This window comes from Streptomyces sp. NPDC054956 (assembly GCF_053609185.1).
Genome location: NZ_JBSGXB010000247.1, coordinates 1 through 11,711, shown reverse-complemented (window position 1 = coordinate 11,711; position 11,711 = coordinate 1). Strand labels below are relative to the sequence as shown.

Here is an 11,711-nt window from a genome sequence, read left to right as displayed (position 1 = left end):
CTGCGGCCCGTGGGCACCGGGGGCGTTTTCCTGGTGGCCGCGGTGCCGATGGGCCGGCTCGCCGACCGGCTGGGGCGCCACCGGGTCTTCCTCGGCGGGCACCTGCTGCTGCTCGGCGCCTGCGCGCTGCTCCTGGCCCCGGTGCCGTCCGGACCCGCGCTCGACTTCGCGCTGCCCGGGCTCCTCGGGCTGCTCGGCCTGTTCTACGCGGCCACCGACGGGGTGCTGATGGCCGCCGCCGGCCCGCTGCTCCCCGACGGGCTGCGCACCACGGGACTCGCCGTACTCCAGACGGCGCAAGCCCTGTCCAGGTTCGCGGGCTCCCTGCTGTTCGGGGCGGCATGGACCCTGTGGGGCCCGGCCCCGGCCCTGGCCGCGACGGCCGGCGGCCTGCTGCTGGCCCTGACCGTCATCGCCGGGCTCGGCGGCCGCCGGCGCACGGGCCGGCCAACGGAACCGGAAGGTGGCCCGACGGCGAACCAGCGTGCGGCCGGGGGGCGTTGAGATCCGGTCATTTGTGCGACATCAGGGGGGCTCCCGTGCACGTCCGGGGCCCGAGGGACGCGCCCGGGGCTGGCGTGCGGAGCGTCCGGGGAAGCCCCTCGCGGCCGGGTCCGTGATCATGGCCGGAATCGCCCGGGTCCGGTCGGGGGTCCCCGGAACGCCGCGTCGAAGATCCCTCGGTGTGCGCTGCCCGTGGCTTACGATCTCGGCGGACGGTCCCGTCCCGTGATCGCCGCTCGCCCCGCACTCGTGGAGGTCAACCGTGTTCCGGACGGCCAGAGGAACCCGCAGTCGCCGTAGCAGCCTCCGCATCCGCGTCGCGGCCACAGCCGCCGCGGCGGGCGCCCTCCTCGTCTCGGGATGCTCCTCGGGCGGCGACGGCGCGGGCGAGGCGGCCGGCGGCGTACCCGTCGTCGAGAAGGGCAAGCTGACCACCTGCACCCACCTGCCCTACCCGCCGTTCCAGTTCGAGAAGGACGGCAAGGTCGTCGGGTTCGACGTGGCCCTGGTCGACCTGGTGGCGAGCCGGCTCAAGGTGGAGCAGAAGATCCTCGACACGCCTTTCGAGAACTTCAAGACCGGCGCCTTCCTGAACTCCGGGGAGTGCGACCTCGCGGCCGCCGGTATGACGATCACCGACGAGCGCAAGAAGAACGTCGACTTCTCCGTGCCCTACTTCGACGCGACCCAGGCGCTGCTCGCCACCAAGAAGAGCGGCATCACCTCGCTCGCCGACCTCAAGGCGAAGTCGAAGAAGCTGGGCGCGCAGGCGGAGACCACCGGCGAGAGCTACGCCAAGGGCCAGGGCTTCGACCCGGTCGCCTTCGAGAGCTCGGACGCCGTGCTCAACGGGCTGCGCACCGGCCAGGTCGACGCGGTCGTCATCGACTACCCGGTGGTCCAGGGCTGGCTCAAGGACCCCAAGAACGCCGCCGAGTTCACCCTCGGACAGAACATCGACACGGGTGAGCAGTACGGCTTCTCGGTGAAGAAGGGCAACACCGCCCTCCTGGCCGCGATCGACAAGGCGATCACGGACGCCAAGGCCGACGGCACCTACAAGAAGATCTACGAGCAGTGGATCGGGCCGCTGCCCCAGGCCAAGTCGTGAGCTCTCGGCTGACCCGCCGCCAGCGCCGCCGCGTCTCGCAGGGCCTGCAGTACGCGCTCTTCGTCGGCGTACTCGTCCTGATCGGGACGTACGCCGACTGGGACCGCCTGCGGAACCAGTTCGCCCAGAAGGACCTGGCGCTGCGGCTGTTCCCGGAGATCATCACCACGGCCCTGCGCAACACGGTCGTCTACACCCTGTCCGGGTTCCTGCTCGGCCTGGTGCTCGGCCTGGTCATCGCCATGATGCGGCTGTCCTCGGTGGCCCCGTACCGGTGGGTCGCCAGTGTGTACATCGAGCTGTTCCGGGGCCTCCCGGCCCTGCTGATCTTCATCTTCGTGGGTGTGGCCGTGCCCCTGGCGTTCCCCGGCACGGAGATCCCCGGAGGCACGTACGGCAAGGTCGCGCTCGGCCTCGGCCTGGTGGCCGCCGCCTACATGGCGGAAACGATTCGGGCCGGCATCCAGGCGGTGCCCAAGGGGCAGCTGGAGGCGGCCCGCTCACTGGGCTTCTCGCACGCCCGCGCCATGGTCTCCATCGTCATCCCGCAGGCCTTCCGCATCGTCATCCCGCCGCTCACCAACGAACTGGTCCTGCTGTTCAAGGACTCCTCGCTCGTACTGTTCCTCGGCGTGACCCTGCAGGAGCGTGAGCTGACCAAGTTCGGACGCGACCTCGCCAGCCAGACCGCCAACTCCACCCCGATCCTGGTCGCGGGCCTGTGCTACCTCCTGGTGACCGTGCCGCTGAGCTTCGTGGTGCGCCGCCTGGAGGCGCGCGCGGACAAGGCCACGTGAGGACGAGATGCCACAGGAGACGGAAGCGGTGGACACGATGGCCACGGACGGCCCGGAGATCGAGATCCGCGCCCTGCACAAGTCGTTCGGCGCCAACCACGTCCTGCGCGGCATCGACCTGGAGATCGCCCGGGGCGAGGTGGTGTGCGTCATCGGGCCGTCCGGCTCGGGCAAATCGACGCTGCTGCGGTGCGTGAACCTGCTGGAGGAGCCCAGCGGGGGCAAGGTCTTCGTCGGCGGCACCGAGGTCACCGACCCGGACGTGGACATCGACGCCGTGCGCCGCCGCATCGGCATGGTCTTCCAGCAGTTCAACCTCTTCCCGCACGTGAACGTCACCGAGAACCTCACCCTGCCCCAGCGCCGGGTCCTGGGCCGGGACAAGACGCGTTCCGCGGCCGTGGCCCGGGAGAACCTCGCCCGCGTCGGCCTCTCCGACAAGGCCGGGGCGTACCCCGCCCAGCTCTCCGGCGGCCAGCAGCAGCGGGTGGCGATCGCCCGGGCCCTGTCGATGGGCCCCGAGGTGATGCTCTTCGACGAGCCGACCTCGGCACTCGACCCAGAACTCGTCGGCGAGGTCCTCGCGGTGATGCGGGTGCTGGCGGGCGAGGGCATGACGATGATGGTCGTCACCCACGAGATGAGCTTCGCCCGCGAGGTCGCCGACCGGGTCGTGTTCATGGACGGCGGAGTGATCGTCGAGCAGGGTCCGGCGGCGCAGGTGGTCGGCGCCCCCCGGCACGAGCGGACCAGGAGCTTCCTCAACCGCATCCTCGACCCGGCGGCCGCCGAGCCCCCCGGCCCCCAGGACGAAGGCCGGTAGACGGCCCGGACCCGGCCCACGTGCGGAGCCGTCCCGTCCATGGGGCAGGATGGCAGCCCGTTCCGGATGCGCACGCATGCGCGAACGCCGCTCCACGCACGACGAACTGACAGGTGACAAGGTGACCACACACCTCATACGGCGGCCGGCCGTGCCCGGCGCCGCTTCCCCGGCACGGCGAGGGGCGGAGGGCGTCCGTTGACCCGGGACCTCGTGCTGCACGACTGGCTGGTCGCCGGCATCGCGCTGGCCGCCGGCGCGGTCGCCGGGCTGCTGATGCGCGCCCTCGTACGGTGGCTGGCCAAGCACGCCCTGCGCACGCGCTGGAGCGGCGACGACATCATCGTCGACGGCCTGCGCACCCTGGCGCCGGCGGCGGCCGTCATCGCGGGCGCCGCGGTGGCCGCCTCGACCCTGCCCCTCGGCACGCGGGTCTCCGGCTGGGTGAACCACACGCTGACCGCGCTGCTGATCCTCATGGCCACGCTCGCCGTGGCCCGGGTCGTCGCGGGTCTCGTCCAGTCCGTGGCGCAGGCACGGACGGGAGTGGCCGGATCGGCCACCATCTTCGTCAACATCACGCGGGTCGTGGTGCTCGCGATGGGCCTGCTCGTCGCACTCGAATCCGTGGGCGTGTCCATCGCACCCCTGCTCACCGCTCTCGGCGTGGGCGGTCTGGCGGTGGCCCTGGCGCTTCAGGACACCCTCGCCAACCTCTTCGCGGGCGTCCACATCCTCGCCTCGAAGACGGTGCAGCCCGGTGACTACATCCGTCTCACGAGCGGTGAGGAGGGGTACGTCGTCGACATCAACTGGCGCAACACCGTGGTCCGCAACCTCTCCAACAACCTGGTGATCATCCCCAACGGGCGGCTCGCGCGGACCAACATGACCAACTTCACCCAGCCGGAACAGCAGTTGTCGATCCTCGTCCAGGTCGGCGTGGGCTACGAGAGCGACCTGGAGCACGTGGAGCGGGTGACCCTGGAGGTGGTCGACGGGGTGATGGCCGACATCAACGGCGCGGTCCCCGACCACGAGGGCAAGGTCCGCTTCCACACCTTCGCGGACTCCAGGATCAACTTCACGGTGATCCTGGGCGTCGGCGAGTTCAGCGACCAGTACCGGATCAAGCACGAGTTCATCAAGCGGCTGCACAGCCGGTTCCGGGCGGAGGGCATCTCGATCCCCGCTCCCACGCGGACGGTCTCGCTCCACCAGGACGGCCTCCACCACGGACTGGCGGAGGCGTCCTCCCCGGTCCCGCACCAGCGCGGGGCGCAGGCCCCCGCGCTGGCGGACAGCGGGCGCTAGCGGGCCCCGACGCGGGCTCGGGTGGTGAGGGTGGCCACCATCCGGCCCGGGTTCAGCGTGAGCTGGGGGAGCTTGGGGAGGGTCAGGCTGCCGGCGTGCAGATCGACGTTCCAGTGGCTGAGCAGGGACGCGAGCAGCAGGACGCCTTCGATGAGCGAGAACTCGTCCCCGATGCACTTGCGGGCACCGCCGCCGAACACGGTGACGGGCACCTGCGGCTGGCGGCCGGTCTGGATCCAGCGGTCGGGATCGAAGCGCTCCGGGTCGGGGTAGAGCGACGGCAGATGACTGATGAGGTACGGGCTGTACGCCATCGTCGTGCCCTCGGCGAGGGAGTACGGGCCCAGCTGCGCGTCCTTCATCGTCTGCCGGGTCAGGAACCAGCCGGGCGGGTACATCCGCAGGGCCTCGCTCAACACCTGTCGGGTGTAGGTCAGGTGGGGCAGGTCCTCCCAGGTCGCGGTGCGGCCGCCGAGCACCGTGTCGATCTCGTCCGTCAGCCGGCCGAGGACCTCGGGGTGCACGGCCGCCAGGTACAGCGCCCAGCCCACGGAGCCCGCCGTGGTCTCCGTGCCGGCCGAGTACATGGTCACGGCCTGGTCCACGAGCTCCTCGTCGCTCAGGGCGGGTGAGTCGCTCTCCGGGTCGCGGGCCGAAATGAGCATGGACAGCAGGTTCGTCTCGTCGGTGGCCCCGCGCTCGCGGTGCTCGGCGACGAGACCGGTCATGGTCTCGCGCACCCGCTTGGTGGCCCGGTCGTAGCGGACGTTGCCGGGCGTGGGCACCTTGCGCAGCGGCTTCGGCAGGAGGCTGTGCCGGGTGAAGCCGGAGAGGAGGGTGTCGAAGTCCGTGGCCAGACGGGTGTGGATGCCCCTCTCCAGGCGGGTGCCGAAGACGGCGGCGATGACCACGTCCGCGGCGATCTTGCGGATCTCCACGCTGAGGTCGAGGGTCTGGCCGTCGCGCCAGCTCCCCAGGATGGCGTCCATCCGCGCGGTCATGATGCCGGCGTAGCCCGGGAAGCGGGCCTGGTGGAACGCGGGCTGTATCAGCCGGCGTTGTCGCCGGTGCTCCCCGCTCGGGCAGGTGGCCAGGCCCTGACCGCCCGCCTCGCGCAGCCGCTCGAAGAGGGGGCCGCCCTTGTCGAAGACGCGGTCCTGGACCAGCAGCGAACGGGTCAGCTCGGGATCGCACACCACGACGACGGGCTTGCGGCCGAGCCGGATCTCCACCAGCGGACCGTGCGCGGGCAGGCCGCGCAGGAAGGCCAGCGGCGCGCGCAGGAGAGCGGGCAGGTGCCCCAGGAGGGCCTTCGCGCCGGGTGCCTTCGGTACCGAGGAAACGCTTTCCATGTCGCCATCCATTCTCAACTCGTTCTCAATGCTTCCTCCTAATGTCCCATGCAGGGTTGCACCGCACTTGAGGCCACCTGGACTCGAAGGGAGCATCAATGAAGGAGATATCGACCCTGATCGGAAGAGAATTTCCGACCGATGGCGGACTCGTTCGGATTCAAGAACGGCTCAAAGGCGACTTGGAGCGGGTCAGGGAAAGTCTCTACTCGCTGGCGGTGCCGCCGCACCAGAGGATCCACGAACCGATCATGTACGCCGTGGAGCAGACGGGCCGCCTGCTCAGGCCCACGCTCGTGCTCCTGTCCTCGTACCTCCTGGAGGACGAGGGGGCCGGGGTCACGCCCCAGCGCGTCATCGACGGGGCCGCGGTCGTGGAGGTCCTGCACATCGCCACCCTGTACCACGACGACCTGATCGACGAAGCCCAGGTCAGGCGTGGCAGGCCCACCTCGAACGCCAAGTACGGCGACGCCGTCGCACTGCTCACCGGGGACTATCTCCTCGCCCGCTGCATGCAGGCCGCGGCCTCGCTCGGCGCTTCCCGCATGATGACCATGGCGGAGACGCTGATCGACCTGTGCGTGGGCCAGATGCTGGAGACCACCCAGCTCTTCGATCCCCTGCGGTCCGAAGAGGAATACCTCACGTCGATTTCCGGTAAAACCGCACGTCTCATACGCACGGCCTCCCTGATGGGGGCCTCCCAGGCCGGTGGTGACATTGCGTCCCAAGAGGCACTGGAGGCCTTCGGGTACAATCTCGGCATGGCGTTCCAGATCTGGGACGACATCCTGGACATCTGCAGTCAGGAAACGGGAAAACAGCCCGGAAAGGACGTTCTCAACGGCGTCTACACCCTTCCGGTGATCTATGCCGTAAGGGATTCGCCGGACCGCATTCTTCCGGTATTGCGGGAGCAGCCCATTTCCCCGGTGCAATGCCAGGCGATCATCGACGCCATGCAGGAGACCGGCTCGATCGGCCGGGCGGCCGACGTGGCGCAGCGCTACATGGCGGACGCCCTGGACGCGCTGGAATCCCATCCGTCCTTCGTGCACCGGGCTCCCCTCGTACGGCGGTGTCTGCGCGACCTCGTGGACGGGCTCGCCTCCCAGCACCCCGCGCAGGAAGCGCTGTGCGACACGGCGTGAACCGTTCGCGCCGTTCGGCGGCGAGCCAGGCAGTGCCAACCCCCGCAGGGGCTTGGCGTATCGATCCAGGAGGGTGGTTGTGACAGGGCTCCGTACTGACTTCATCAGCGATTACGATCGTCTCGCCGGTCAATGGTGGGACCCTAGAGGGCCGCTGGCGCCGCTCGGCTGGATCGCCCGCGCCCGCGCCGGGTACGTTCCGGCCGCCCGGCGGGAGCACGCGCAGCTGCTCGATGTCGGCTGCGGGGGCGGCCTGTTCGGACCGCACCTGGCGGGCAAGGGCTACCGCGTGGTCGGCGTCGACCTGTCGGCCAAATCGCTCGACGAGGCGCTCCGCCACGGCTTCGACGAGGTCGTCCGCGCCGACATCGCCGAACTCCCTTTCGAGGACGAGTCGTTCGACGTCGTCACGGCGGGGCAGTGCCTGGAGCACGTACCCGATCCCTACGGGGTGGTGGCGGAGCTGTGCCGGGTCCTGCGCCCCGGCGGCACGCTGATCGTCGACACCATCGCCGACACCAGGACGGCCAGACTGGTGTCCATCACCCTCGCCGAGAACCTCCCCCTCCCGGGCAGGCCGGCCCGCGGCACCCACGACCACCGCCTCTTCGTCAACCGGGAACGGCTGACGCGGACCGCCCGGGAGCACGGGGTGGAACTGCAACTGCACGGCCTGCGACCGGGGTTCCTCGACGGCATCCGCTACCTGGCCCGGCGCCGCGAAGAGGTCCGCATGGTGCCCGTCAAGTCCACCGGAGTCCTCTTCCTCGGGGTGGGGACGAAATGGTGACCATCGAGCAACTGCCGGTCCGCGACGCCGTGCGGAACTGGGTGGTCGGTGCCCGGCTCAAGACCCTGCCCGTGACCCTGGCACCGATCGTGGTGGGATGGGCGGTCGCCGGCTCGCTCGGCCACTTCAGCTGGTGGCGCGCCGCCCTGACCCTGCTGTTCGGCCTGGGCTTCGTCCTCGGCACGAACTTCTTCAACGACTACAGCGACGGGGTGCGCGGAGCCGACGACGAACGGGTCGGCCCCGTCCGCCTGGTGGGCTCGGGCCAGGCCTCCCCACGGCAGGTCCTGCGCATGGGGCTCACCCTGTACGCGATCGCGGCCCTGGCCGGAATCATCATGGCCGTCACCATCTCCTGGTGGCTGCTCGCCCTGACGGCGGTCTGCGCGCTCGGCGGCTGGTTCTACACCGGCGGTTCCCGGCCCTACGGCTACCTGGGACTCGGCGACATCAGCATCTTCCTCTTCCACGGGGTCATCGCCGTGTGCGCCACGGCCTACATCCAGCTCGGCCGGGTGCCCCTGCTCGCGCTCTGGGCGTCCGTACCCATCGGCCTGCTCGCCTGCGCGCTGCTGACCACGAACAACCTCCGCGACATACCGACCGACACCGCCGCGGGAAAGATCACCCTCGCGGTGCGCCTCGGTGACACCCGCACCCGCGTCTACTACCTGCTCTGCGTGGGCGAGGCCTTCGTGTCCGGACTGCTCCTGACCGCGGCCGCCGGGCCCTGGCTGCTCCTCCTGGTGGCCGCCGTCCCCTTCGCCGTCCCCCCGGTGCGCCGGGTGCTCGCCGGAGCGCGCGGCAGCGAGCTGATCGCGGCCCTGGAGGAGACGTGTGTCCTGCTGCTCGTCTTCGGGGCCCTGCTCGCGACGGGACTGGTCCTGTGACCGGCCGGAGCGGGGCACCGGAGCCACCGGGAGCCCCCCGGACGCCGGACCACGAAGTGCTCGTCATCGGCGCCGGGTTCTCCGGAATCGGCACCGCGATCGGCCTGCGCAAGGCCGGCATCGAGGACTTCCTCGTCCTGGACGAGCAGGACGACATCGGAGGCAGCTGGCACGCCAACCAGTACCCCGGCATCGCCGTGGACATCACTGCCTTCTCCTACTCCTTCGCCTTCGAACCCTCCCCGGAATGGTCCCGGGCCTTCCCTCCCGGCGCGGAACTGAAGGCGTACGCACGGCACTGCGTCGACAAGTACGGCCTGCGCGGCCACCTGCGGCTGAACGCGAGGGTGGAGCGGGCCGAGTACGACGAGGCCGAGCACCTGTGGACCGTCTCCCTGGCGGACGGCACCCGGACCACGGGACGGTTCGTCATCTGCGCCACCGGCTGGCTCACCAAGCCCAAGCCGCCCGCGATCGAGGGGCTCGACTCCTTCAAGGGCGAGGTGGTGCACACGGCGCGCTGGGACCACTCGCTGGAGCTGGAGGGCCGCGACGTCGGAGTGATCGGAACCGGCGCGTCGGCCGTGCAGATCGTCCCGGAGATCGCCCCCCGCGCGGATCGGCTCCACGTCTTCCAGCGCACGCCCATCTGGGTCTTCCCGAAACCGGACTTCGCGATGCCCGCCGCCCTCAACCGGATCTTCCGGGCGGCCCCGTGGACCCAGCGCACGGTCCGGCTGCTCACGGACACGGTGACCGAGCTCGGCTTCGTCATCGCCATGATCTACCACCGGCAGTTCCCCTTCCTGGTCAAGGCCGGGGAAGCGCTGTCCCGGCGCCACCTGCGCCGCGAGGTGGGCGGCGACCCCGAACTGATGAGGAAGCTCACCCCCGCGTACCGACTCGGCTGCAAGCGGCCCTCGTTCGGAAAGGGCTACTGGCGCACCTTCACCCGCGAGAACGTCGAGCTCGTCACCGAACCCATCGAGCGGATCACCGAGACCGGCATCCACACGGCGGACGGCGAGGAGCGGCGGCTCGACGTACTGGTGCTCGCCACGGGCTTCCACGTCCTGGAGAACCTGCCGCCCTTCCCGGTGCACGGTCCCGGGAACCGGGAGCTCCGGGAGTTCTGGAGGACCGAGCGCTTCCAGACGTACGAGGGCAGTTCGGTCAAGGGGTTCCCCAACCTCTGGTTCATCGTCGGCCCGTACGCGTTCACCGGCGGATCCTGGTTCGGAATGATCGACTACCAGGTCACCCACGCGCTCCGGGTGATCACCGAGGCCCGGCGGCGGCGCGCCACGGAAGCCTCCGTCCGGCCGGAGGAACACGACAGGTCCTTCCGCAGGACGCTGCGCAGGCAGCCGAACACGGTGTTCCTCGACGAGAGCTGCCGGACCTCGAACACCTACTACCTCGACGAGCACGGGGACGCGCCCGCCGTCCGCCCGGCCACGCGGTACGAAGCCGCGTGGCGGGCCCGGCACTTCGACCTCGACGCGTACCGGTACGACAGACGACCGGACCACTCGCCCCGGCACGCGCACGCCCACCGCTCCGGAGGCCGACGTGTCGAAACTCGCTGAGGTGCACGGAAGGGACCGTGCCCTGTGCCTGTTCTACGCGGGCTTCTCCGCCGCCGGCTCCTGCGTCATGGGGGCGCTGGCCGTCGACTTCGTCGTGGACAACATCCACGACGGCCCCTTCGGAGTCATCCGCACCTTCATGCGCGACGCGCTGACCAACCCGGCGGCCCAGTTCATCTACGCCGACCTGTTCCTGATCTGGGCGGCACTGGCGGCCTTCATGGTCGTCGAGGCCCGGCGGTTCGGCATCCGCCACGTGTGGGCGTACATCATCGGCGCCCCGGCGCTGGCGCTGTGCGCGAGCTTCACCGCCTTCATGTACGTCCGCCAGCTCAAGATCGCTGCCGCGGGCGGCGAGGGGCCGAGCCCCGTCGCCCCGGCCGCCCACGAATCGACGAGAGGGATGAAGTGACGACCACCCAGGCCACCGAGGCCACTCACGCCACCCCGGCCGACGCGGCCCGCGCGTTCGCCGCGAGCGTCGACCGTTCCCTGGCCCTGGCCGCCCGAACGCTCCGGGAGCGCCAGGACCCGGCCGGCCACTGGAAGGGAGACTTCGAGACCAGCCTCATCGGCGAATCCGGCGAAGTCATCCTGCGGCACTACCTGCGGCTGCCGGACGACGGCTCGGTCGCCGCCGCGGCGAGGACGATCCTCAGCGAGCAGTCCGAGTCGGGCGGCTGGGCCTCCTACTACAAGGGGCCCGACGAGCTGCTGCTCTCCATCTTCTGCTACGTCGCGCTGCGGCTCGCCGGCCACGACCCCGACGAACCGGCGATGCGCGCGGCGGCCGGCTCGATCCGGGCCAACGGCGGCATCGAGGGCGTCGAGAACCTCCTCATGCTCGCCTGGCTGGCCGTGATCGGACTGTGGCCCTGGCGCGACATCCCGCTCATCCCGGCCGAGATCGTCCTGCTGCCCAGCAGGATTCCCGGCAACATCTACCAGATAGGCGCCGCCGCCCGCGGGATCGTGGTGGCCAACAGCCTGTTCATGGCCGAACGGCCGGTCGTCCCCGCCGGCTTCACCATCGACGAACTCTTCGCCCGGCCCGGCGCCCGCCGCAGGCTCCCCAGGCCCGCCGCCCTGCGCATCGGGACGACGATCAGCCACTGGTACGCCCGCCACCCGGTCGGCTTCCTGCGCCGCCGGGCGGTCCGCAAGGCCGCGGACTGGCTCGTGCGGACCCAGGAGAAGGACGGCAGCTGGGGCGGCAACTGGCCGCAGACCGCGAACGTGGTCATGGGACTGGACGCGGTCGGCTTCGGACAGGACCACCCGGTGATCAAGTCCGCGATGGAGGGACTGGACCGCTACGTCGTAGAGAAGGACGGCCACCGCCGGGTGGAGATGTGGACCTCCGTGGTCATGGACACCGCCCTCGCCC

At 70.4% G+C, this 11,711-nt stretch carries 11 protein-coding genes and 1 pseudogene; 11 read left to right on the top strand and 1 reads right to left on the bottom strand.

All coding sequences use genetic code 11. The features are described from left to right. The 5 genes from ACWGDE_RS29185 to ACWGDE_RS29165 form a co-directional block, all read left to right on the top strand. The coding region (locus ACWGDE_RS29185; RefSeq protein ID WP_453392023.1) for an MFS transporter at nt 1-504 on the top strand (504 nt) is incomplete at its 5' end. 262 nt (nt 505-766) lie between these two features. Then, nucleotides 767-1,615 carry an ABC transporter substrate-binding protein gene (locus tag ACWGDE_RS29180; protein ID WP_453392022.1) on the top strand — a complete coding sequence of 283 codons (849 nt, stop codon included), beginning with the start codon at nt 767-769 and terminating at the stop codon, nt 1,613-1,615. Then, nucleotides 1,612-2,412: an amino acid ABC transporter permease gene (locus tag ACWGDE_RS29175; protein ID WP_453392021.1), complete on the top strand. Its 801-nt coding sequence runs from the start codon at nt 1,612-1,614 to the stop codon at nt 2,410-2,412. The genes ACWGDE_RS29180 and ACWGDE_RS29175 overlap by 4 nt, the downstream gene beginning before the upstream one ends. A gap of 7 nt (nt 2,413-2,419) precedes the next feature. After that, complete coding sequence (locus ACWGDE_RS29170; RefSeq protein WP_453392020.1) at nt 2,420-3,235, top strand: amino acid ABC transporter ATP-binding protein; 816 nt, start codon at nt 2,420-2,422, stop codon at nt 3,233-3,235. Between the two features lie 198 nt (nt 3,236-3,433). Then, nucleotides 3,434-4,549: a mechanosensitive ion channel family protein gene (locus tag ACWGDE_RS29165; protein ID WP_453392019.1), complete on the top strand. Its 1,116-nt coding sequence runs from the start codon at nt 3,434-3,436 to the stop codon at nt 4,547-4,549. On the opposite strand, the gene ACWGDE_RS29160 is transcribed toward ACWGDE_RS29165, so the two are convergent. Beyond that, nucleotides 4,546-5,901 (bottom strand): cytochrome P450, encoded by a 1,356-nt coding sequence (locus tag ACWGDE_RS29160; protein ID WP_453392018.1) that lies wholly within the window; start codon nt 5,899-5,901, stop codon nt 4,546-4,548. The two genes, ACWGDE_RS29165 and ACWGDE_RS29160, sit on opposite strands and share 4 nt — an antisense overlap. A gap of 98 nt (nt 5,902-5,999) precedes the next feature. Here ACWGDE_RS29160 and ACWGDE_RS29155 point away from each other — a divergent pair, with 98 nt between their 5' ends. From ACWGDE_RS29155 to ACWGDE_RS29130, 6 genes and pseudogenes are all read left to right on the top strand, one after another. After that, on the top strand, nt 6,000-7,055 hold the full coding sequence (locus ACWGDE_RS29155) for a polyprenyl synthetase family protein (protein WP_453392017.1): 1,056 nt from the start codon (nt 6,000-6,002) through the stop codon (nt 7,053-7,055). Nucleotides 7,056-7,134: 79 nt separating this feature from the next. Further along, nucleotides 7,135-7,845 (top strand): bifunctional 2-polyprenyl-6-hydroxyphenol methylase/3-demethylubiquinol 3-O-methyltransferase UbiG, encoded by a 711-nt coding sequence (gene ubiG, locus ACWGDE_RS29150; RefSeq protein ID WP_453392016.1) that lies wholly within the window; start codon nt 7,135-7,137, stop codon nt 7,843-7,845. Next, entirely contained in the window at nt 7,839-8,735 is an 897-nt protein-coding gene (locus ACWGDE_RS29145) for a 1,4-dihydroxy-2-naphthoate polyprenyltransferase (protein WP_453392015.1), read from the top strand. The genes ubiG and ACWGDE_RS29145 overlap by 7 nt, the downstream gene beginning before the upstream one ends. A gap of 56 nt (nt 8,736-8,791) precedes the next feature. Next, complete coding sequence (locus ACWGDE_RS29140; protein WP_453392014.1) at nt 8,792-10,324, top strand: flavin-containing monooxygenase; 1,533 nt, start codon at nt 8,792-8,794, stop codon at nt 10,322-10,324. After that, nucleotides 10,308-10,736: a DUF2834 domain-containing protein gene (locus ACWGDE_RS29135; RefSeq protein WP_453392013.1), complete on the top strand. Its 429-nt coding sequence runs from the start codon at nt 10,308-10,310 to the stop codon at nt 10,734-10,736. Before ACWGDE_RS29140 ends, ACWGDE_RS29135 begins: the two co-directional genes overlap by 17 nt. Next, nucleotides 10,733-11,711: pseudogene (locus tag ACWGDE_RS29130) on the top strand (squalene--hopene cyclase); the annotation flags it as partial. The gene ACWGDE_RS29135 and the pseudogene ACWGDE_RS29130, both read left to right, overlap by 4 nt.